Consider the following 23702-nt stretch of genomic DNA (forward strand, 5'->3'; position numbering starts at 1 on the left):
GAGAAATATCAAGATGAAGGGAAGGTTTCTCAGATCGGATAAAGTGAAACGATATAAAAAGCGAACCAGTTATAATGAGGAGCGCTTTTTATACCATTTTTAAAACGGATCAACTTCAGCTAAATTTGGAGTGGTATTCGGCTGTAGTAAAAGATTTTTTAACGTTCCTACTTCAGAAAGTGCTACTAATATGTAGCCACTAATCAGTATAATAAGCCCAATGACGCGTAACGTTTGTAAGCTCACTTCATTATTATTCGTTTCCGTTGGATTTGGGGGCGTTGAAGGTGGAGTATTGTTCATAGTTAGGCTCCCATCTTTTGTATTTATTTATGTGTAAAATCATGATTTAACTTATGGATAGGAATTATATAGTCATTTTCACTATATGAGAACTGCCTATGAATAGTGATTGGGAATTTTAGAGTGAGATAAGAGGTGTATTTGTGGGAGTCGGGTTGCCCATAAACACGCGATTAGTGTGAACTAATAATCAGTGGGGGATGAAAAAAAATCCCCCACTGATTACATTTTGTTTTTCATACAAATAAAAGAGGTTAACCAAAGTAGCTATCCTAATATACGCAACGATTCTTCAATAAAAGCGGGGATATCTTCCGGTTGTCTACTTGTGACTAGCTGATTTTGGCATACGACTACTTCTTTATCATGAAAGTTTCCGCCAGCATTTTTCAAATCGACCTCAATGGATTTATATCCAGTCACATCGCGTCCTTCAAGTGTTTGAGCAGTGATGAGTAGCTGAGGTCCGTGACAAATAGCGAAAACGGGTTTTTCCGCATCCATAAATGTTTTGCTAAAGTGAACAAAACGTTCATCGGCACGAAGTATATCTGGGGAAAATCCGCCCGGTATGAAGAGGGCATCAAAGTTCTCTGGAGAAACATCATCAATACTTTTATCAATTACGACTTCACTTTTTCTTTGCTTACCGTGTACAGTTTTACCTTTTTCCATTTCAATAGTTGTTAATTCATATCCCTTTTGCTTAAAAGCTTCTACTGGCTCTGTGTATTCTGTATCCTCGAAATAATCCGTTATTAAAATAGCAATTTTTTTACTCATTGCAGTCAGCTCCTTATATTATAGTATCGGTTCCAGAATCATCCTTGAGCAATGCCTTTTATAAAGTGAAACTTTAATTCATGTTTTTTCATTCCCTCCAGTTCCTTTGCCCTGTTAATTTAATAAATACCCTTTTTATTAGGACGTAAACATGTATTATCGTTTTTGTATGTAAAAATCATAAAATATCGGTTGTTTGAGGAAGAAAAATAAAAAAGCCAAGGAGATAATTTATTTTCTCCTTGGCTTTTAAGATAATTCTTTTCGTTAAAACGAAGAAACACGTTGCTTCGTTTTTGGTACAATAATAAATTTAATCCAGATTACCCCGATTATCATAATAATCAAGGTATGTAGTAATTGACCTGTAGCAATGAGTATAACACTCGAAAATACAATGAGTTGAATGCTTAGTAATATAAAGATTAAGCGAAGAAATTGATTTATTCGTTTTTCAGTATCAATCGGATACAATGCTACAATAATATTTCCCGAAAAATATTTCCAGAGGGAACGAAGCTGCATAGAAATCATATATAGGACGATATATGCGATAGCGCCTTTTACGTATGTGTTTGGTATAAAATATAAGGCGAAGGCACCAATCAGCCCTAAGCGAATATATATACCGAAATAATCATTCCCGCGTAAAAATGCTAGTGTATGTAAATAGAAGAAAGTTGCTCGTTTTTTATGTAATAAAGGTTCAATCCAATTTGTAAGCCATTTTCTTTTGTTTACTTGCTTATTAAGTTGCGGAACATCAGTAAAGATGCTAGCAAATTGATAAAAGCGAACATCCATTTTTTCTTCTTGCTCGATTATGTAATCCCACGGTATTCGTTTTGTAGGCTGTTTTTTCGTATATAGAAGTAGGAACGCAAGTAGTAAGAGCAATCCGCCTAATATGAGAACATGTGCCGAGTAAAATAGCATGTAAATGATTAGGGCGTTACAAGCAATACGAATAATGAACCATATGTTTTTTTCATGGCTATCACGCCACATCCAATATATGTACAGGTTCCAAGCTTTCGTAATCATTAAAACGATAAAGATTGTACATAAGAACGGTACAGTTAATTGTAATGATTGCATAGCAAGCGGTACGAGAATAAGGAACGTAAATAATAATGGGAAAAGTTGAATGATGTAATTATATAGAAGAGATTTTTTAAAATAAGATGTTAATTTCTCTTCTAACGCAAGTAAATAGACGGCATCTGGTTTTTGAATAAAGGTGCGAATGGGACATCTCATTATAATAAATGTAAGAACGGTCGTTATGAGTATGAGAGATATTCCTTTAGAAGGAGATGCTTTTAGAAACTGAGCATAATAATATGCGCCAACGCATGAAATAAAGATAAAGCTATATAGTAAACCGTTAATCATACGTGCAAAGTATGTAATGATATTTTGCATATGTTGTTGGAAGCGACTGCTCCATAGTGATTCAATTGACATGTTTTTCACCTCTTTGTTCTATTATATATGTTTTACAAAAGAAAAAACGAGCAAATTGCGTTATGCAACTTGCCCGTTTTTCTTTTCGTTATTTTTTTTCTGATCACGATTCATTAATGGATAGAAGGCAAAGCCGATTACGAATAAACCAATTCCGAGAAGGAACGTTTTTATATCGGATGCGCCCGTTTTAATAACCCATAGTGCGTAGCAAAGTGCGATAACGGCGACTATGCCATCTGTAATTCTTGCCCGCATTTCATTTTTATACGTTTCACCAGTTGCGACTAGTTTTAACTGGAAGATCGGTGAAACGAGATATGGAATGAGATAGGCCAGTGTTGATACGGTAATAACGAATGTATAAGCTTCCGCAATGGTTCCTGATAATGTTGAGAATAAGAACACTTGCGACATAATGTTTGTTAATCGTAATGAGTAAATTGGACTTCCTTTTTTATTTGTTTTTGTGAAGAAGGAAGGGAAGAAACCTTCTTTTGCTGCTTGATACGGTACTTCTGAGCTTAATAAAATCCAGCCTAAGATAGAACCGAACAGGGAAGTAAGAGCAAGCAATGCCATCAGTTTCCCGCCACCATGACCCATTGCAGCATTTAGTGCATCTGCTAACGGACGTTCAGAAGCTTGTAATGTATCAACGTGAAGGACACCCATTGTTAAAATTGTAATTCCTAAGTAAATTGCAACTGTAATAAGTAATCCCGCAACTGTTGCCCGTTTTACCGTTTTTGGAGAAACAGCCCGGTTTGATAAAAGAACGGCTGATTCAATTCCGATAAACGCCCAAAGCGTTGTAAGAGCAGCTAAATTTACTTGTGAAAGAAGGCCGTGTGATACACCTGATTTATCAATCATCGGTGTGTACCATTGTCCAAACTTAGAAGCTTCGAATGCAAATAACGTAACGACGATAAATAAAAGGAATCCAGTTACTTTCGTTGTTGTTGCTAAGAAGTTTAGCTTTCCAGCTCCGCTTACACCATTAGTTAATATAATATGAGTTCCCCAAAGTAAGATGGAACAAATCGTAAATGTAATTAGTTTTCCGACTTCTATGTTAAACGAACCGATTGAAAATAGTAGTCGTGTATCTTTCATAATTGGGAAGAAGAGTGATAAATATCCCGCGAAAGATGTAATGATGGCAACGTTACTTGCCCAGTTTGCAACCCAATATCCCCATACCATACTGAAACCAGCCATTTTTTTCTTTTTTGGTGTTGAGAATAAAGCATATGCATGACTTTGTGGTCCTGTCGTTAAATCAGGACGACGAATTGCTAAATTACCAAAAACAAGAGCTAGCATTAAAACACCAAACCCTGTTGTTAACCAAGCTAAAGTGACACCGAGTGGGCTTGCTGTTTGTGCCAACGTACTTGGCACCATGAAAATACCAGCGCCAACCATGTTACCGACAACGAAAGCTGTTAGTACCCAAAAGCCCCATTTTTTTTGTTGCATAGAAAATACCTCCAAAGTTAGTATAACCAAGTCAAGCGAGGAGATATGTATGTCTTCCGATTAGAGAAGAGAAGTCCCAAACAAAACAAAAAAAGCACGTAATTTGCCGCTACATGCTTTCTATCTTATAAGAAACCCACGACATACCTCTCGATAGCTCTCCACAAACGAAACGTTTGTGACAGTTCTGCACTTATTAAATGCAGACCCAGCAAGTGTGCATGGTGGACACGACTTACTTCGGCAATCATTCCTTTCTCATTTCTTCATCAATGCCACTACATCTCCTGAAATGATACTCTTAATGACTGCAACCTCTACCTCACCGAGATACGAATGAGGATTTAAATATTAAATTAACGTATTTAAGAGTAACAAATGTATTTTTATACGTCAATGGATATAATAATAATCAGATTATAGAGAAGAGTTTGTGATTAAAAGAGAAAGGGATTATTATGTAATATTGAATTTTCATAATATAATAAATATTATTGACGCTAGAAGATTGAGAAGGGGATGAAGTATATGTCTGTATGTCATAAACATTCAGTAATAGGTGTGCTAGATTCGGGAGTTGGGGGATTAACAGTTGCGAGTGAAATTATAAGACAATTGCCTAAAGAGAGCATTTATTATATTGGTGATAATGAGCGTTGTCCGTATGGGCCAAGAAGTGTAGAAGAGGTACAATCTTTCGTATTTGAACTGGTTGAGTTCCTCAAACAGTTTCCGTTAAAAGCGCTAGTGGTAGCATGTAATACTGCTGCAGCTGCTGCATTGACTGCGCTGCAAGAAGCACTGTCTATTCCGGTTATTGGCGTTATACATCCGGGAGCAAGAGCGGCAATTAAAGTGACAAAGAAAGGGGAAATCGGAGTAATTGGAACTGTAGGTACGATACAGTCTAATATGTACGAAAAAGCATTACACGAGCTTGATACATATTTGGAAGTGCATAGTCACGCGTGCCCGACTTTAGCTACAGTTGTAGAAAATCAATTAGAAGATACCGCATATGTAGCGCAGCAAGTGAAACAAGCTTTACTGCCATTAACGAAAGAAGATATAGATACGTTAATTCTTGGGTGTACGCATTATCCACTTTTAGAGTCCTATATAAAAAAGGAACTAGGAGAAGATGTAACGATTATTAGTTCTGCAGAAGAAACAGCGATAGAATTAAGCACAATTTTACAGCACAAAGGAATCCTGTCTGACAATTTGAATCCGAAGCATCGATTTTTTACAACAGGCTCTGTTTTATCATTTGAACATATTGCTGAGCGTTGGCTAGGATATGAAATTTCTGTAGAATGTGTGAATTTACCTATGGAAAAACAACTCGTGAAATAAAAAGAAGCTGATCTAAAACTAGATCAGCTTCTATATAAGATTAAACTAAGTTCAATACAGTTACTTTTTCACGTGTCATAGACTCAAGGCTCTTACGAATACCTTGTGCGCCCATACCTGAACCTTTTACACCGATGAATGGGAAGTGGTCAGGGCCGCGCTCTGTGCGTCCGTTAATTTGAACAGAACCAGTTTCGATTTTGTTAGCAATTGCAAATGCTTTGTTAATGTCTTTTGTGAAGACACTTGCTTGTAAGCCGAACTCTGATTTGTTAGCAATTTCAATTGCTTGCTCATCTGAAGAAACACGGATGATTGGAAGGATTGGGCCGAATGGCTCTTCCCAAGCAACTTTCATTTCTTCTGTTACGTGATCGATTAATGTTGGATAAATTAAGTTACGCTCACGTTTGTTACCGATAACGATCGTAGCACCTTTTTCTACAGCGTCGTCAACTAAGCCTTGAACGAAGTCAGCAGATTTATCGTCAATTAATGGAACGATTGTGCTGTCTTGTTCTGGAGATCCAACTGATAGTTTAGCTACTTGCGCTTTTACTAATTCAACAAGCTCGTCCGCTACGTTTTCGTGTACAAGTACACGTTTAATAGCTGTACAACGTTGACCAGAGTAAGAGAATGCACCGCTTACGATATGGTTTGCAGCATCTTGTAAGTCAGCATCTTCACGAACGATACCAGGGTCTTTCCCACCAAGTTCTAGTACAAGTGGAATCATTGAAGCTTTTTTCGCTAAATGTTTACCTGTGTTTGTACCACCTGTGAACGATACCATATTGATACCTTCGTGTTCTACTAAGTAGTCACCAATTACAGAACCGCGTCCTGTAGCTACGTTTACAAGACCTTTTGGAAGGCCAGCTTTATGAAGTGCTTCAACCATTTTAATACCGCTAATTGCACCTTGAGTTGCTGGTTTGAAAATAACAGCGTTACCCATAATTAATGCTGGTGCAAGTTTTGCAGCAGATAAGTTTACTGGGTAGTTAAACGGTGCGATTGCTAATACAACACCAAGTGGTGCACGTTGGATAATCGCAAGTTTTGATTTTGTTCCGCCAGGGAAGCTATCGCCCATCATGCTTTCTCCGTGCATATGTAGAGCTTCTTCAATTGTGTAACGAATGAAATCAGCTGTACGAACAACTTCTTTCTTCGCATCTTTATATCCTTTACCGACTTCTTTCATAATAATATCGGCAATTTCATCTTGCATATTTACGAGCTCATCAGCCCATTTATATAAATATTTTGCGCGATCTTGTAGAGAAGCTTCAGCCCATGATTTTTGAGCTTCTTTTGCAGATGCAATTGCTTCATCTACTTCTCCGCGAGTAATTGCTTGTACTTGACCAATTACTTCGTGTAAGTATGGAGATGGAATGTCGATTGTTTGTCCTGAAGAGCTTTCTCTCCATTCTCCGTTTAAATAAAATTTGTACGTATTGCTAGTTGTCATGATTAGTCCTCCTAAAATAGCAACTTGTAAGAGTGAGTATAAGGTGATTGTAGGGGGTTTGATAATATTTTTCAAATGAAATGTTTGTGAAAACGATTTCTTATTCTTTTTTTATTTTGTATGCCCTTTCTTACAGAAGATTCCCTTATTTCAAACTGCTTTATCTCGTCATAAATCCTCTTCATTTTATCGTGATTGGTATCTATTTTCTTCAATTTGCAAAAAAAATAATTGACAGAATACTCAAAGAAGTTATAAGATTATAAATGGAAAATAAATGAAAGGGGTGTGCGTAATGATTGTAATCGTAAATGTAATGGGCTTAGCTCTGTTAAATAACGGAAAACATTCATATCATTACGCAACCCGTACGGATATATAGGGCATTTTTGTCTTATAAAAAGCGTACGTTGCGTATATCGTAACGTACGCTTTTATGCATTTTTGTGCATATCGTCAAGCGACGGTATGCTTTTTTTTGTCCAATTTGCTTGTTTCCATACTTTGTATGGTTACTATAAAACTGAAATTTGGAAGGTGGAAAAATGTGATGAGATTGTATGGGTTACGAAATGTAAATGTGATTGGTTTGGATAGCGGATAAAGAAATGAGAGTGAAACGAAAATGAGAAGGGAGAGGTTACATTGTTTTCAGTATTACTAAAGTTAAGATGGTTTTTTAAAGAGCATTGGAAGAGATATAGTATCGCAATTGGTGCGCTTTTAATTGTAAATATAGTTGAAGTTATTCCCCCAAAAGTACTAGGGGTTACGATTGATAACATAAAAACAGGAACGTTAACGAATGCAGCAATTATGGAGTCTATTCTTATTTTAATAGGAGTTACGATAGTTGGATATGGCCTTACTTTTGTTTGGCAGCATCAATTGTTTGGAGGTGCGTTCGTACTTGAGAAGACGATGCGCTCGAAATTTATGGGGCATTTACTCAAGATGACACCGACGTTTTATCAAAAAAATCGTACTGGCGATTTAATGGCGAGAGCAACAAACGATTTAAAAGCAATCGCTATGACAGCTGGTTTTGGTATATTAACGCTTGTAGATTCTAGTTTATATATGCTTACAATCGTTTTTATGATGGGATTTACAATAAGTTGGGAGCTTACATTAGCGGCCCTTATACCGCTGCCAATTATGGCATATGCGATGAATATATATGGAAAGAAATTGCATGAAAGGTTTACAGTTGCGCAAGATGCGTTCGGTGATATGAATGATAAAGTACTTGAATCAATTGCTGGCGTGCGCGTGATTCGTGCATACGTACAAGAGAACGCAGATCAGGAAAGATTTCATCATTTAGGAGATGACGTCTACGAAAAGAATATGAAGGTAGCAAGAATCGATGCGTTATTCCAACCAACTGTGAAAATGCTTGTCGGTCTTAGTTATTTAATTGGTTTAGTGTACGGTGCATACCTTGTATTTCAATCAAAGGTGACACTTGGCGAACTCGTTTCCTTTAACGTGTATTTAGGGATGATGATTTGGCCGATGTTTGCAATTGGCGAATTAATTAATGTTATGCAAAGAGGAAATGCTTCGTTAGATCGTGTGAATGAAACGTTAGCATATGAACCAGATGTAAAGAATCCGAAAAATCCAAAGCTTGTACACGAGCCTGATTATATTCAGTTTGATGAAGTTTCTTTTTCCTATCCTTCATCATCTGAAGAAAATTTAAAAAAGGTTTCTTTTACATTAAAACAAGGAGAAACGCTAGGGGTTGTCGGAAAAACAGGAAGCGGAAAAACGACGCTTGTACGTCAGCTTCTTCGTCAATATCCGCTTGGAGAAGGGGATATTGCAGTTTCTGATGTGACATTAGATAAAATGACGAGTGATAATGTACTCGGGTGGATTGGATATGTACCTCAGGAGCACATTTTATTCTCAAAAACAGCGAGGGAAAATATTTTATTCGGAAACAGGGAAGCGACTGAAGAAGAGCTCGAGAAAGCCATTGAAATTGCTGCGTTTACAAAAGACTTAGAGTTTTTACCAGAAGGATTAGAAACGCTCGTTGGAGAGAAAGGTGTTTCGTTATCAGGAGGGCAAAAGCAAAGGATTTCGATTGCGAGAGCGGTTATTCAAAATCCAGAAATATTAATTTTGGACGATTCGTTATCAGCTGTCGATGCTCGTACGGAAGCGGCGATCATTGAAAATATAAGAACGGAAAGAAGCGGAAAGACGACGATTATTACGACGCACCGTTTATCTGCCGTACAACATGCAGATTGGATTCTCGTTATGGATGACGGCGAAGTTATGGAAGAAGGCACGCATGACCAGTTACTTCGAAACGGAGGCTGGTATGCTGAGCAGTTTGAAAGACAACAAGGTGAAAATGAGAGTGCGGATAGTGGGGTGAAAATATGAGTGTTTCAAAACGATTGTTTCAATATGCGATGAAAGTAAAAGGGACGATTTTTGCAGCGATGGCGATGTTATTTATTTTCGTTATCGCTGAGCTTGCCGGTCCGTTCGTCGCTAAAACGATGATTGACGATCATATCGTCGCGATAGAAAAATCTTGGTATGAGACAGAAAAGAGTGAAGATGCTGTTGCATATAATGGCGCCTATTATATGCGAAGTGATCGCTTTGCACAAGGTGAGAAAAAAGGAAAAGAAGTACGCGTGATGCAAGTCGGTTTTCAATATTACTTTGTACCAAATAAAGTAAATATTGAAGGGTCACGTTCTGTGAAAGGGGATATGATTACCATTCAAAATGGTAAGGCGGTGCAAGTGTATAAAGCGAAAGCATTAACGAAGGAAGAAGTGTTTGCGTTTTATAAGCCAGAAATAAACCCCCTACTGTTACTTGGTGGAGGCTATTTTGCTCTATTAGTAATTGTGTCATTATTTGCATATGGAAAGCAGTTTTTCTTACAGAAGGCAGCAAACAAAATTATTCAAATTATGAGGGAAGACGTCTTCTCTCATATTCAAACGTTACCGATCAGGTACTTTGATCATTTACCAGCAGGGAAAATCGTTTCGCGTGTAACGAATGATACAGAGGCGATTCGGGATTTATACGTAACAGTGCTTGCGACATTCGTCTCTAGTTTCATTTATATTATCGGGATATTTGCAGCGCTATTTTTACTCGATGTGAAACTTGCGTCGTTCTGTTTATTAATTATCCCAATTTTAATTGTTTGGGCGATTTTATATAGAAAGTATGCATCTGTATACAATCATAAAATGCGTTCACGTTTATCCGATATTAACGGTACAGTGAATGAATCGATTCAAGGGATGCCAATTATTCAAACGTTCCGTCAAGAGCGTGAAACGAAAAAAGAGTTTGAAGAATTAAATGGCGATTATTTTAAGTATCAAAATAAAATTTTAAATTTAAATGCAGCAACTTCGCATAACTTAGTGTCTGTATTACGAAATATCGCTTTCACAGGTGTGATTTGGTATTTCGGGGGAGCTTCATTAAGTGCTTCAGGCATCATTTCTCTAGGGATACTGTATGCGTTTGTCGATTATTTAACGAGATTGTTCTCACCAATTACAAATATGGTAAATCAGCTTGCTAACTTAGAACAATCGCGCGTTGCGTCAGAGCGTGTCTTCGAATTGCTAGAGGAAAAGGGAGAGGCAGTGGAAGAAGAGCGCATGCCTCGCTTGCAAGGAAATGTGAAGTTTGATAATGTTTCGTTTTCTTATAATGGAAAAGATGAAGTGCTAAAAAATATTTCTTTTGAAGCGAAGCAAGGCGAGACAGTAGCACTTGTCGGTCATACTGGATCAGGAAAAAGTTCCATTATGAATGTACTCTTTCAATTTTATGAGTTTGAAAAAGGGAAGCTTACGATTGACGGTCACGATGTAAAAGAAATGCCGAAACAAGCAACTCGTGAGCATATGGGAATCGTATTACAAGATCCGTTTTTATTTAGCGGGACGGTCGCTTCCAATGTAAGCTTAGAGAACGAAAAAATTTCAAAAGATCGCATCGTAAAAGCATTACGTGATGTGGGTGCGGAAAGGTTTGCGAACAATATAAACGAAGAAATTACGGAGAAAGGAAGTACACTTTCAACCGGAGAACGCCAGCTTATATCGTTTGCTAGGGCACTCGCTTTTGATCCAGCCATTTTAATTTTAGATGAAGCAACATCTAGTATTGATACAGAGACAGAGGCAATGATTCAACAAGCGCTAGAAGTTGTGAAAAAAGGGAGAACGACGTTTATTATTGCTCACCGTCTTTCAACAATTAAAAGTGCGGATCAAATTATTGTACTCGATAGAGGAACAATCTTAGAAAAAGGCTCTCATGATGAATTAATGAAAAAGCGTGGCCGTTATTACGATATGTACAAAACGCAAATGGAAGGAAACCAGAGCGCTTAATGCGGGGAAGAACTTGCGATTGTCGCAAGTTCTTTTTTGTTGGCAAAATGTCGGCGATAAAGGTACATAATAAGAAGTATTATTTTACCTTTCCTACAATTAATGCTATATTAAAAAATGTTACTTATTTTTTGTATGTAGCGTTATTTTTCCATTTTGTTTGATTATGAAGAAAAAGGATAAACTAAATAAGAACATTTTCATTGAAAAATTGTTCAAGATTGCATACAATCAATATAGTTTTTAAATTCCTATCAGAATACTTGGAGGATTACCATCATGAAAAAATTATTTTCAGTGCTTGCAGTAACTACATTAGCGATCGGGATTGTAGCCGGCTGCGGTAAAGAAGAGAAAAAAGATACAGCTAGTCAAGACGCATTACAAAAGATTAAACAAAGCGGTGAACTTGTAATTGGTACAGAAGGTACATACCCACCATTTACGTTCCACGATTCAAGCAATAAATTAACTGGATTTGACGTTGAATTAGCAGAAGAAGTTGCAAAACGTTTAGGTGTAAAACCTGTATTTAAAGAAACACAATGGGATAGCTTACTTGCTGGTTTAGATGCGAAGCGTTTCGATATGGTTGCGAACGAAGTTGGTATTCGTGAAGATCGTCAAAAGAAATATGATTTCTCTAAACCATACGTTTCATCTTCAGCAGTATTAGTTATTGCAAAAGATAAAGATAAACCTGCTACATTTGCTGATGTAAAAGGGTTAAAAGCAGCGCAATCTTTAACAAGTAACTATGCAGATATTGCTAAGAAAAATGGTGCGGAAATTACTAACGTAGAAGGCTTTAGCCAAGCGGCAGAATTATTAAACACTGGCCGTGTTGATTTCACAATTAATGATAAGTTATCAGTATTAAACTACTTAGAAACGAAAAAAGATGCAAAAATTAAAATTGTAGATACAGAAAAAGAAGCTTCACAAAGTGGATTCTTATTCCGTAAAGGTAGCGATGAGCTTGTACAAGAAGTTGATAAAGCGTTAGAAGATATGAAAAAAGATGGTACGTACGACAAAATAGCGAAAAAATGGTTCGGTGAAAATGTATCTAAGTAGTGCATTGGTTTCAGATCGATTGTCTACTTGGATAGATATTATGCAGTCTTCCTTCATGCCTATGCTGAAGGAAGCTGTCTTTACGACAATTCCATTAACGCTTATTACATTCATTATCGGAATTATACTGGCGACGTTAACAGCGCTCGCGCGTATTTCAGGTAGTCGTATTTTACAATGGATTGCTCGTATCTATGTATCTATCATTCGCGGAACGCCACTTCTTGTACAGTTATTTATTATTTTCTATGGTCTTCCAACTCTTAATATTGAAGTTGAGCCGTATACAGCAGCAGTTATTGGATTTTCATTAAATGTTGGTGCGTATGCATCTGAAATTATTCGTGCTTCTATCCTTTCAATTCCGAAAGGACAGTGGGAAGCAGCTTATACAATTGGGATGACATATCCACAAGCATTAAAACGTGTTATTTTACCGCAAGCAACGCGCGTATCAATTCCGCCGCTTTCGAATACATTTATTAGCTTAGTGAAGGATACTTCATTAGCATCGTTAATTTTAGTAACAGAAATGTTCCGAAAAGCGCAGGAAATTGCGGCAATGAACTATGAGTTTTTAATTGTTTATTTTGAAGCAGGTCTTATTTATTGGGTTATTTGTTTCTTATTATCAATCGTACAACAGATGTTAGAAAAGCGTTCAGAACGCTACACATTAAAATAATCCTTTTACAAAAGGAGTTTTTGTTTTTATGATTTCAATTCAGCACTTACAAAAAAGTTTCGGAGATAATACCGTACTAAAGCATATAGATCTATCAGTTGAGAAGGGTGAAGTTGTTGTTATTATCGGACCTTCTGGATCTGGTAAAACGACGTTTCTACGTTGCCTAAACGTTCTAGAAACACCGAACGCTGGTAGCATTCGTATCGGCAATAAAGAGCTTGATTTCGCTCAAAAAGTATCCAAGAAAGATATTGTAAATCTTCGTACACAAACAGGAATGGTGTTCCAACATCATAACTTATTCCCGCATTTAACAGCCATTCAAAATGTAATGGAAGGGCTCGTTACAGTGAAAAAGATGGGGAAAGAAGAAGCGAAGAAAAAAGCAAACTACTTCCTTGAAAAAGTTGGTTTAGCAGATAAAGTGGATTTATATCCGTTCCAATTATCAGGGGGACAACAACAGCGCGTTGGAATTGCTCGCGCGCTTGCGATGGAGCCGGAAGTGTTACTATTTGATGAACCGACGTCAGCACTTGATCCTGAACTCGTTCAAGAAGTTCTAAAGGTAATGAAAGAACTTGCTAAAGAAGGCATGACGATGGTTATTGTAACGCATGAGATGCGTTTTGCTCATCAAATTGCGAATCGCGTTATTTTTATGGATGGCGGTGTCGTTGTCGAACAAGGTATACCAGAAGATGTATTTACAAATCCAAAAGAAGAACGAACGAAGAAGTTTTTACAAATGCTTCAATAATTAAGAAAGGTCTCAAGGCATATGCCTTGAGACCTTTTTGCCATATATATTTATTTTTGGAATCCGCCAAGGCTTTGCTCAGCCATTGCAACTAGACGTTTTGTGATTTCTCCACCAACAGAACCGTTAGCACGAGCCGTAGAATCTGCTCCTAATTGTACACCAAATTCTTGAGCGATTTCGTACTTCATTTGATCGATTGCAGCTGTTGCTCCTGGTACTACTAATTGATTTGAAGAATTTTGGTTTGCCATAGGAATATATCCTCCTTAGAGTTATAAAAATTTTTTTGGTTGGACTAGCTGGATTTGAACCAGATATTATCGCCCCGTTTGGCGCTAATCCATCGGTAATTAAGTTTGTACTCATAGTATGGATGTTACCTAGAAAGATATACAAAATAATAATTTGTAAATTTTGTCAAAAAAATGTAGTGATTTCGTAAATTATGAAATAAGAGTAATCGTTGTATTTTTAAGAAAGAAGGCTAAACTAAGAGCGATATTAAATATGGTGTTCTCTTTGAATCCTGCTATGTTAGGGCTAATAATTAGCTTTTTATTAATCGTTTATGAAAGTGAGATACATTACAATTGCAGCTTAGTAATATAAAAACTAAAAGGCATTAACTTCTCATTTCTAGTTTAACTAAGGATGGGGCATGGAAAGGAAAGGAACTGACCGTATCTACTCATGGCTAGATGCTTTCTTCAACCTAAAAAGAAAGTCTTTAAATGATTTTAAACGATAATGTATGGAGGAATCATGATGGGGATTTGCCCGCTTTGTAACGCATTAGAATCACAAACATATTCTTGTCAAAATTGCCAAGGTATACTCCAAGATTATGGGAAAACTGTTGATTACATAGACGATTATAGTGCGTATATGGATCAGGAATTATTAAGTGAGGTAGATGGATTAACACATAATCATTCACAAGAATATTGCAATCATATTTTTTATTGCGGAGTATGTAACGTGGAAACGGAGGTTGTAGTAAAACTTGTGTAAATAGAAAACTTCCACCTTATGAATGAGGTGGAAGTTTTTGTTTTCGTATTTGTGAGTGAATCATAGGAGAAGGGATGTGTTCGGTGTTTGATGAAGTCCCTAATTTCATTTGGGACATTTTTTCTTTTGCATCGCGCAAAGAATGTTCAGTTAAGTAGATAGCATATTCGTAAAATAATTGGCGCGTCAGTTCACTTTGTTCTTTTAACTTTTCATCTTGGAATACAGTTCGCCCAGGTTTTGAGTTTGCTTCAAATAGCCACGGATTTTCCTGCATGTCTAAACCAATATCAAAACCGATTTCTCCAATGTTCCCAGTTACTTGCCCATCGAGCGCGTAACTTATTTGCAAGGCTGTTTGTTTTAATTTATTTTCAATTTGAACTTGTTTCGTTGAATCCGGAAAAAGTTCTTGTAGTAATTTTGTATCACCACCGCTATTTACATGTGTAGTTAAGCTACCTTTGCCAGCAATTTTGGCGACGATGGCACTGACGACCCAATTACCGAAATGGTTTTTATTTGTATGAATGCGAAAATCAACAGGTTGCCCGTCGAAGCGAAGTAAAGAAATACCTTGCTGTACGATAAACTTCTTTAAATCATGTCCTTTTAATACGTGGTTCAGAAGTGTTTCTAATGATTGATACTTTCTTAGTTTATTCTCTTCATTTTCGCGATAACGACAGTAGTAGCAATTCTCTGTTTGAGAATAAAATAGTTGATGAATATTTCTTCCGAAGCTACCGTGTATCGGTTTCATGTAAATTGATTTATATGTGCCAAGAAACCGTTCTACTTGTTCGAAGTGCTGAAATGTCTCTGTGTTTGGTAATAAAGGCACAATTGAATCGTCCTTCATAAGAAGTTGATGAACGTCCCATTTATTAAAAAATCCTGGGTTAAACCATGGAATGTTATAGTCATGTTCTAATTTCCTTTTTGCTCTAACGATTGGTTTATAATTTTCTGCTTTACGATTTGGTAGTCGATCGTAAATGACATTTGGCAAAGGAACTTTTTTCTTTAGCCATTTTCCTTCTTGAAAGAAATACCCATCAATCGTTTCTTCTTCCCAGTTTATATGTTGAACGCCAAAAACGAATACGAACGGTCGTAATGTAAATGGTGGTGTTAGCAACTCACTGAGAGATGTGGAACGGTTTCCTAAAGGAATAGGTGAGTCATCGTTAAAACCAGTTGTGAAAATACCGACTAATGGTCCGAAAATAATTGTTTCATCTTGTGTAAAGGCATGAATGGTAGTGGAATGAGGGAGTAAAAGTTTTTCTGCAATTCGTTTTCCAATCATAATTTCACGAGTAAAGGAATAATGAATTTTTACCTCTTCACTTGCAACATGGCGTCTGCCGAAGGAAAGGGATGTAATAGGTGGTGTAATAGAAAAAATGTAAGGTAAAGTAATACTATTTGGATGCTCATCTGAAATGTTTAATGTATATATGTGCTCTTTCAAAATGGGATTCCCTCCTTTCGTTATGGTGTAAAGCGGCTAAATTTTAGTGGTCCGTGAAAGATCTTTTCAGCTAACGAATCATTATGATGAATGTAACGTTCGTAAGGGGGAATCGTGTTGACATACATAAGCCAAATCGCCCCTTTTTGATCCATAATTGTGGAAAGTTCTAGTTCGAATAAAGAAGAATAAGATTGATCTAATGTTTGAAACACTTCATTTATAATGTCGTGTAAAGCGTCTTGTAATAGTTGCACACCGGTATTAGATAGTACATATTTAATTTTTGATAATGAATGCAGCGAGGAATCATCCGTTACGGAAAGTAAAAATTGGTTCGGAAATGAGCTTTTTTGTATAAATTGACCGATAACGTTCCATTTTTGTTCTTTATTTTTTTGCAAAATGGTTCGAATGTGGAGTGAATACGTTAGTTGATTCGGTGGTTGTAGCATCGTATGGGTGATATAACGTGCAGATTGTATGTTAGATTTGTACCAAGATATAAACTCATCTGTCCGTTTGATTGGAGTAGAAGTATGATATGCGTCATGTATTGTATCGATATGAAACGTTTTATTTTTATAAGCGATCCGGTACAGACTTTCATTGGAATGTGTATGAGTAGGACGTATAATAATATCTTTTGTTTTTAATAAAAGTTTGAAAATGTTTTGTATCGTTGCTATTTCAAATTTTGGTATATAAGGAGATAATTTTTTATTAGTAAGAAATAAATCATGTAGTTCGCTTAAGTCAATAAGTGTGTTATTTAAAAAGGTAGTGGAAGCACGGTTGTGTAATGAATGAATAATTGATTTAGCTTTTTCAAAGTCTGTATCCTCGTTAAAAGAAGAACGATCGTATATATAAGAAGGAATAGGGAATGTTTGCTCTTTCCATTTTCCTGTATCTGTATCATAAATAAGACCAGAAACAAGGTCTGTTTTAGGATCAATACAAAATGGTGTAAACTGGGCAACGACATTATGATAAAGCCGAGCGCGTTTGGCGATTTCGGTGTAATACGTTTGCTCATAATGAGGCCGGGAAGTTAAAATACCGAGAACCAACGAAATCACTCCTTTACTAACAAAGTGTTGGCATAATAGGCGAAGCTATATATTGCAAATACTTTTTTATACCATTATACTTTTGTCCGTATGATGATATGCTATAGTTTTGGAGAAGCGAAAGGTTGATTGTAATGAATATATGGTTGAATATGTTAACGACGACAGGGCTCGGAGCGATTATTGGAGGATATACGAACCACTTAGCGATAAAAATGTTATTTCGTCCCCATCGTCCTATTTATATTGGAAAGTTTCAATTGCCATTTACACCTGGATTAATTCCGAAGCGACGTGATGAGCTTGCTGTTCAATTAGGGAAAATGGTAGTCGAGCATTTGTTAACGCCAGAAGGAATCGGAAAAAAGCTAACAAATGAAGAGTTTCAAAAAAGTTTAATTCGCTGGGTGCAAGTGGAAGTGGATAAAGTCATTACGAATGAACAATCACTGCGACATATGTTAGAAAAATGGAATGTAGCACATGTAGAAGAAGAGGCGACCGGGAAAATCGAGCATGTGATTACAAAAAAAGTTCAGGAATTTTTAGCGGAGTACTATACATATACATGGGAACAAGCTTTACCTCATTCTGTACATGAAAAAATAGAGGATGCAATTCCAAATGTCTCGGCTTTTATTTTAGAGCGAGGAATTGAATTTTTTGAAAGTGAAGAAGGGAAAGCGCGCCTTTCAAAAATGATTGATGATTTCTTTGCTTCTCGTGGAACATTACTTAACTTAGTCGGGATGTTTCTAGGGAATGTAAGTGTAGTGGATCGTGTGCAGCCAGAAGTAATTAAATTTTTAGGTCAAGATGGTACGGAAAAGCTTTTAACTAATGTACTGCAAAAAGAGTGGGAAAAGTTAAAGGGAAGAGATGTAAAAGAATTAGAAACGTTTGTAGAAAAAGAAATGATTGTAAGCTCCATATTGTCTGCAGTTAAAGTTGAGGAAACAGTGAGTAAGTTTTTAAACCAATCTGTACAGCAAGTGTGTGCGCCAGTTCGAGAAACAATCATTGAAAAAGTGGTTCCAAGTGCAGTAACGAAAGGCTTGAAGTGGGGGACAGAAAATGTAGAGACCATACTAAATAATCTACATCTTGCGGAAATTGTCCAGCAAGAAGTGTCTACGTTTTCAACAGAGAGACTAGAAGATTTAGTTCTGTCCATTACAAAAAATGAGCTGAAAATGATTACGTATTTAGGTGCCTTATTAGGCGGAATGATTGGACTCGTGCAAGGGTTGTTACTGTTGTTCCTTAGGTAGTAAAGATAAGTACATAGAAATAAGAGTGAAATTTCTTCACATCTCTTGCATAGTTTGATATGGTAAGAAGAGGTGCGTATGTAAATGCACTTAAAAGGCAGTGTGAGCGAAAAGCGCTAGCCTTCTAAAGGAGGAAAAATAAAATGACAAAAAACATTCATGATGTAGCATATGAATTACAAAAAGCAATCGCTGAAAACGAAGACTTCAAAACTTTAAAAGAGAGCTATGCGGCAGTACAAGGAGATGCAGCTTCAAAGAACTTATTTGAAGAGTTCCGTACGATGCAACTTAGCCTACAACAAAAAATGATGCAAGGCCAAGAAATTACTGAAGAAGACAACCAACAAGCACAAGAAGTTGTAGCTCGCATTCAACAAGATGCTAAAATTACAAAATTAATGGAAACTGAGCAACGCCTAAACGTTGTAATCGGCGACGTTAACAAAATTATCATGAAGCCACTTGAAGAATTATATAGCGCGCAACAAGCGTAATAGTGGAAGACGCTCCTAGTATAGGGGCGTCTTTTTTGTTTAGGGAATTAAGTTTAAAAGTAAATGTTATTTTAAAAAACAAATTAATTGTAAGCGTATTCTTTAAGGGTTGTCAAAATACTGTCAAATTCATATTGTTGGAAAAATAATGCATTTGTAATATAATGATAAATGATACTTCACCACGTTAATTAACTAGGTGAAATTAAAATCTTTATTACACACATTATGAAATAAAGGGATGATTAGTTTGAGTACAGGTGTAAAAGCAAACGACGTGAAGACAAAAACAAAAGGAGCAGATCTTGTTGTTGATTGTTTAATTAAACAAGGTGTTACACATGTTTTCGGTATTCCAGGAGCGAAGATTGACTCTGTATTTGATGTACTGCAAGAAAGAGGACCAGAGTTAATCGTTTGTCGTCATGAACAAAACGCAGCATTTATGGCAGCTGCTATTGGTAGATTAACAGGGAAACCGGGTGTGTGTCTTGTAACTTCAGGACCAGGGACATCAAATTTAGCGACGGGTCTTGTTACTGCGAATGCGGAGAGTGATCCCGTTGTTGCTTTAGCTGGTGCAGTTCCACGTACGGATCGATTAAAACGTACGCATCAATCTATGGATAATGCTGCACTATTCGAACCAATCACAAAATATAGCGTAGAAGTAGAGCATCCGGATAACGTACCAGAAGCACTATCAAATGCATTTCGAAGTGCTACCTCCACAAATCCGGGAGCAACTTTAGTAAGTCTTCCGCAAGATGTTATGACTGCGGAAACGAATGTAGAGTCTATCGGTGCGCTTTCTAAGCCACAGCTTGGAATCGCTCCCACATATGATGTTACATATGTGGTAGAAAAAATAAAATCAGCGAAATTACCAGTTATTTTACTCGGTATGAGAGCGAGCACAAATGAAGTGACGAAAGCCGTTCGTAAATTAATTGCGGATACAGAACTTCCCGTCGTTGAAACGTATCAAGCAGCTGGAGCAATTTCACGTGAGTTAGAAGATCATTTCTTTGGCCGCGTTGGATTATTCCGTAATCAACCAGGTGATATTTTACTAGAAGAAGCAGACCTTGTTATTTCTATCGGTTATGATCCAATTGAGTACGATCCGAAATTCTGGAATAAACTGGGGGACAGAACGATCATTCATCTTGATGACCATCAAGCAGATATCGATCATGATTACCAACCAGAGCGTGAATTAATTGGCGATATCGCTTTAACTGTAAATAGCATTGCAGAAAAATTACCGAAACTTGTATTAAGCACGGAATCAGAAGCAGTGTTAGAACGATTACGCGCGAAGTTATCAGAGCAAGCAGAAGTTCCAAACCGCGCTTCTGAAGGTGTTACGCATCCGCTTCAAGTCATTCGCACACTTCGTTCTTTAATTAGTGACGATACAACGGTTACGTGTGACATCGGTTCCCATTCTATTTGGATGGCGAGATGTTTCCGTTCTTATGAACCACGTAGACTATTATTTAGTAACGGTATGCAAACGTTAGGTGTTGCACTACCTTGGGCAATTGCGGCTACTTTAGTTGAACCGGGAAAAAAAGTTGTTTCCGTGTCAGGTGATGGTGGTTTCTTATTCTCTTCGATGGAGTTAGAAACAGCGGTACGTTTAAATGCACCGGTTGTACATCTCGTTTGGAGAGACGGTACATATGATATGGTTGCGTTCCAACAAATGATGAAATACGGTAGAACATCAGCTACAGAGTTTGGCGATGTTGATCTTGTGAAATATGCAGAAAGTTTCGGGGCGTTAGGTCTTCGTGTTAACACGCCTGATGAATTAGAAGGGGTATTAAAAGAAGCATTAGCAGCAGATGGTCCTGTCATTATTGATATTCCAATTGACTATCGTGACAACATTAAATTAAGCGAAAAATTATTACCAAACCAATTAAATTAATGGAGGCAGATTTGAGATGACTGTTGCGCAATTAATTGATATTGATGCAAAAAAAACGAAAACGAGTAATGAAGTATATCAAACATCTACAATGCTTGCGCTATTAGATGGTATATATGATGGTGTGATTAGCTTTGAAGACTTGAAAAAACATGGTGATTTCGGCATCGGCACATTTGATCAATTAGATGGTGAAATGATTGCATTTGATAATGAATTTTATCATTTACGTTCAGACGGTTCAGCAGAAAAAGTAGAGCCAGAAGAAACAACGCCATTTGCGACTGTAACGTTTTTTGAAAAAGAAATGAGTTATACGGTAGAGCGTCCGATGAATCGTGAAGAAGTTGAAGCGTTATTACATGAATTAATGCCAAGTAAAAACTTGTTTTACGGTATTCGAATGGACGGTACGTTCCGTGAAGTAAGGACGAGAACTGTTCCAAGACAAGAAAAACCGTATACACCGCTCGTTGAAGTGACGAAATCACAGCCGATCTTTTCATTTAAACATACAGAAGGTACGCTAGCTGGATTTTGGACACCAGATTACGCGCAAGGCATTGGTGTAGCTGGGTTCCACTTACATTATATTGATGATGAAATTCGCGGGGGCGGACATGTTTTCGACTATGTTGTTGAAAACTGTACGATCCAAATTTGTCAAAAAGCTCATATGCATTTAGCACTTCCAGAAACAGCTGACTTTATGGCGGCTGAATTATCAAGAGAAAACTTAGAAAATGATATTGCGACTGCGGAAGGTGCAGAGTAAGAGGGAAAGACTGTTCCATTTTGGAACAGTCTTCTTTTATTCGTAATGTTATTATTTGTCGATAAATCGATATTTCTTGTCGAACCGTTGATATATTGTAAGTTACGATAGATATATTCGAAAAATCGTTGATATATTGTAAGTTACGATAGATATATTTGAAAAATCGTTGATATCGCTTATTTCTTTGAAACAAACCGATGCCCCTCATAATAAAACCGCCACGGATAATGCACAGCTTCTTCTGCATAGTCGATATTAATACGAGGTCCTGCTGTTATTTTATATTGTGATGACATATGTTCTTCTTCTGGAACGAGTTCAATATGTAACGTATCACTTTGTAATGATACGCCGCGTTCTTCTAAAGTGATTCCAAGTGCACGGCATAGTTTGCCAGGACCGTTTGTTAAATTTTTGTACTGTGCTTTCGTAATGTCGGTTTTGTTGTAGCGCGCTAGTTTTATTTCTTCGATCCCATCTACCGGCTCAAGGGCTCGAATGAGAACGCCTTGCGGGGTGCCAACTGGCGCTGTAATGACGTTAAAACAATGATACATACCGTAAATTAAATATACGTAAGCATGCCCCGGTGCGCCAAACATGACTTCTGTACGATCTGTCCGTCTGCCGCCATAACTATGTGCGGCCTTATCATCTGGGCCTTTATATGCTTCTACTTCTACAATGATTCCGCTTCGTTTTATTCCGTCTACAATATGAACGAGTTTTTGGCCGAGTAATTTCTTTGCGACTTCTAACGTGTCGCCTTCGTAAAAAGAAGGTGGTGCCTGCATTGTACTATCTCCTTTACTGAGTGTATATGTATATAGTAAACCAAATTTTCAGTAGTAATTCTAACTCGTTCTATTTGCTACATTTATTTCATAAATTATGGATAGAGTACAACAGCGAAGAGGGGGAGTGCGACATGATTTATCGCTTACTAGCTCTTAATATAGATGGGACACTACTATACAATAACGGAAAAATCGCAAAAGGATTACGAGAAACAATTGAATTTGTGAAAAGAAAAGATGTATACGTTACATTATTTACGAGTCGTAATTTTCAATCCGCTCATAAAGTAGCAAAGGCGTTAAAATTAGATTCTATATTAGTGACACATGGCGGTGCTTTCGTTTCAGCAACGTTAGATAAACCGTACGTTCAAAAGAGGTTATCCGAAGAGAAGACTTTTAATATTGTGCAAGTGTTAGAGCACTTTGATTGTAATGTACGCATTTCTCATGAGCGGTTTTCAATCGGAAACCGGGAGAGAAATACACCAAACTTAATTGCGCGTACTGTATTATCAAGCGCAGATCCGTTATTTTATCCAGTTCAATTTGTAGATTCGTTAGGCGATGCGCTTCGTGATCATCCGGTAGCGGCACCAAAAATTGATGTTGTTTTCCATAGTAATGGTGAAAAGGAAAGAGGGCTAACTACGCTAAGAAAAGCATTCCAAGATATAGAGTATGTTGAATGTGACGCAAAACGAATAGGAATTTTGCCACAAAATGTATCAAAGTTACGCGGATTACAGTTGCTTGGAGAGCATTTAAATATTTCGCTAAATGAAATGGTTGCGATTGGGGATAGCATGGAAGATTTAGAGGTCATTGAAAACGTTGGACTTGGGGTAGCGATGGGGAATGCGCCTGTAGAGTTAAAGCAAGCGGCAGATTGGATTACACGTTCAAATAGTGAGAACGGTGTAGAGTATATGATTAAAGAGCATTTCCGTAAGCAATTCCCACTTCCGTTTTTGAAAAACCATAAAAATACACCGAAACGATGAAAGAAAAACGTAGCTTTGTGGCTACGTTTTTTTGTTGAACTTACTAAAAG

At 37.1% G+C, this 23702-nt stretch carries 21 protein-coding genes and 1 riboswitch; of the genes, 12 read left to right on the forward strand and 9 right to left on the reverse strand.

Annotated elements, in window-relative coordinates:
* Positions 1-99 precede the first annotated feature (99 nt).
* The 4 genes from JDS92_RS14110 to JDS92_RS14125 all read right to left on the reverse strand — a co-directional run bounded on the left by JDS92_RS14110 (position 100) and on the right by JDS92_RS14125 (position 4038).
* Positions 100-303 (reverse strand): hypothetical protein, encoded by a 204-nt coding sequence (locus JDS92_RS14110; RefSeq protein WP_199632067.1) that lies wholly within the window; start codon positions 301-303, stop codon positions 100-102.
* A gap of 267 nt (positions 304-570) precedes the next feature.
* On the reverse strand, positions 571-1086 hold the full coding sequence (locus JDS92_RS14115; protein WP_000037539.1) for a type 1 glutamine amidotransferase domain-containing protein: 516 nt from the start codon (positions 1084-1086) through the stop codon (positions 571-573).
* Between the two features lie 267 nt (positions 1087-1353).
* On the reverse strand, positions 1354-2553 hold the full coding sequence (locus JDS92_RS14120; RefSeq protein ID WP_199632068.1) for an ABC transporter permease: 1200 nt from the start codon (positions 2551-2553) through the stop codon (positions 1354-1356).
* A 60-nt stretch (positions 2554-2613) separates the two neighbouring features.
* The gene (locus JDS92_RS14125; protein WP_001186296.1) at positions 2614-4038 is read right to left on the reverse strand and encodes an amino acid permease; all 1425 of its coding nucleotides are present in this window, start codon (positions 4036-4038) and stop codon (positions 2614-2616) included.
* A 146-nt stretch (positions 4039-4184) separates the two neighbouring features.
* A riboswitch (Lysine riboswitch) is annotated at positions 4185-4366 on the reverse strand.
* Between the two features lie 200 nt (positions 4367-4566).
* On the opposite strand from JDS92_RS14125, the gene racE reads away from it, so the two are divergent.
* Positions 4567-5394, forward strand: a complete 828-nt coding sequence (gene racE, locus JDS92_RS14130; protein ID WP_199632069.1) for a glutamate racemase — start codon at positions 4567-4569, stop codon at positions 5392-5394.
* Between the two features lie 40 nt (positions 5395-5434).
* Here the strand turns inward: racE and gapN are convergent, their stop codons facing one another.
* On the reverse strand, positions 5435-6874 hold the full coding sequence (gene gapN, locus JDS92_RS14135; protein WP_000213650.1) for an NADP-dependent glyceraldehyde-3-phosphate dehydrogenase: 1440 nt from the start codon (positions 6872-6874) through the stop codon (positions 5435-5437).
* Between the two features lie 645 nt (positions 6875-7519).
* Between gapN and JDS92_RS14140 the strand changes: the two genes are divergently transcribed.
* From JDS92_RS14140 to JDS92_RS14160, 5 genes are all read left to right on the forward strand, one after another.
* Positions 7520-9280, forward strand: a complete 1761-nt coding sequence (locus JDS92_RS14140) for an ABC transporter ATP-binding protein (protein WP_000493208.1) — start codon at positions 7520-7522, stop codon at positions 9278-9280.
* The gene (locus tag JDS92_RS14145; protein WP_097957725.1) at positions 9277-11277 is read left to right on the forward strand and encodes an ABC transporter ATP-binding protein; all 2001 of its coding nucleotides are present in this window, start codon (positions 9277-9279) and stop codon (positions 11275-11277) included. Before JDS92_RS14140 ends, JDS92_RS14145 begins: the two co-directional genes overlap by 4 nt.
* 279 nt (positions 11278-11556) lie before the next feature.
* Entirely contained in the window at positions 11557-12354 is a 798-nt protein-coding gene (locus JDS92_RS14150) for an amino acid ABC transporter substrate-binding protein (protein WP_199632070.1), read from the forward strand.
* Positions 12341-13039, forward strand: coding sequence for an amino acid ABC transporter permease (locus tag JDS92_RS14155; RefSeq protein WP_000281495.1), 699 nt, complete (start codon positions 12341-12343; stop codon positions 13037-13039). The genes JDS92_RS14150 and JDS92_RS14155 overlap by 14 nt, the downstream gene beginning before the upstream one ends.
* Before the next feature lie 28 nt (positions 13040-13067).
* Positions 13068-13802 (forward strand): amino acid ABC transporter ATP-binding protein, encoded by a 735-nt coding sequence (locus JDS92_RS14160; protein ID WP_085450133.1) that lies wholly within the window; start codon positions 13068-13070, stop codon positions 13800-13802.
* 50 nt (positions 13803-13852) lie between these two features.
* Here the strand turns inward: JDS92_RS14160 and sasP are convergent, their stop codons facing one another.
* Positions 13853-14056, reverse strand: coding sequence for a small acid-soluble spore protein, SasP family (gene sasP / locus JDS92_RS14165; protein ID WP_000013339.1), 204 nt, complete (start codon positions 14054-14056; stop codon positions 13853-13855).
* 514 nt (positions 14057-14570) lie between these two features.
* Between sasP and JDS92_RS14170 the strand changes: the two genes are divergently transcribed.
* Positions 14571-14816 carry a hypothetical protein gene (locus JDS92_RS14170; RefSeq protein ID WP_000510465.1) on the forward strand — a complete coding sequence of 82 codons (246 nt, stop codon included), beginning with the start codon at positions 14571-14573 and terminating at the stop codon, positions 14814-14816.
* A gap of 16 nt (positions 14817-14832) precedes the next feature.
* Here JDS92_RS14170 and JDS92_RS14175 read toward each other — a convergent pair whose 3' ends face one another.
* Complete coding sequence (locus JDS92_RS14175) at positions 14833-16293, reverse strand: YheC/YheD family endospore coat-associated protein (protein WP_098210394.1); 1461 nt, start codon at positions 16291-16293, stop codon at positions 14833-14835.
* Positions 16294-16313: 20 nt separating this feature from the next.
* The gene (locus JDS92_RS14180; RefSeq protein ID WP_199632071.1) at positions 16314-17366 is read right to left on the reverse strand and encodes a YheC/YheD family endospore coat-associated protein; all 1053 of its coding nucleotides are present in this window, start codon (positions 17364-17366) and stop codon (positions 16314-16316) included.
* Positions 17367-17491: 125 nt separating this feature from the next.
* On the opposite strand from JDS92_RS14180, the gene JDS92_RS14185 reads away from it, so the two are divergent.
* From JDS92_RS14185 to alsD, 4 genes are all read left to right on the forward strand, one after another.
* The gene (locus JDS92_RS14185) at positions 17492-18637 is read left to right on the forward strand and encodes a DUF445 domain-containing protein (protein WP_199632072.1); all 1146 of its coding nucleotides are present in this window, start codon (positions 17492-17494) and stop codon (positions 18635-18637) included.
* Positions 18638-18780: 143 nt separating this feature from the next.
* A complete protein-coding gene (locus tag JDS92_RS14190) occupies positions 18781-19134 on the forward strand; it encodes a YlbF/YmcA family competence regulator (protein ID WP_000164615.1) in 354 nt (117 codons plus the stop codon).
* A 250-nt stretch (positions 19135-19384) separates the two neighbouring features.
* Positions 19385-21073, forward strand: a complete 1689-nt coding sequence (gene alsS, locus JDS92_RS14195; RefSeq protein WP_199632073.1) for an acetolactate synthase AlsS — start codon at positions 19385-19387, stop codon at positions 21071-21073.
* Positions 21074-21089: 16 nt separating this feature from the next.
* Positions 21090-21848 (forward strand): alpha-acetolactate decarboxylase, encoded by a 759-nt coding sequence (gene alsD, locus JDS92_RS14200; protein ID WP_097957731.1) that lies wholly within the window; start codon positions 21090-21092, stop codon positions 21846-21848.
* Positions 21849-22027: 179 nt separating this feature from the next.
* On the opposite strand, the gene JDS92_RS14205 is transcribed toward alsD, so the two are convergent.
* Positions 22028-22645 carry a DNA-3-methyladenine glycosylase gene (locus tag JDS92_RS14205; RefSeq protein WP_001148788.1) on the reverse strand — a complete coding sequence of 206 codons (618 nt, stop codon included), beginning with the start codon at positions 22643-22645 and terminating at the stop codon, positions 22028-22030.
* Between the two features lie 134 nt (positions 22646-22779).
* On the opposite strand from JDS92_RS14205, the gene JDS92_RS14210 reads away from it, so the two are divergent.
* Complete coding sequence (locus tag JDS92_RS14210; RefSeq protein ID WP_199632074.1) at positions 22780-23652, forward strand: Cof-type HAD-IIB family hydrolase; 873 nt, start codon at positions 22780-22782, stop codon at positions 23650-23652.
* Positions 23653-23702 lie beyond the last annotated feature (50 nt).

The organism is Bacillus cereus group sp. N12 (genome assembly GCF_016483575.1).
GTDB classification, from domain to species: Bacteria; Bacillota; Bacilli; order Bacillales; family Bacillaceae_G; genus Bacillus_A; species Bacillus_A toyonensis.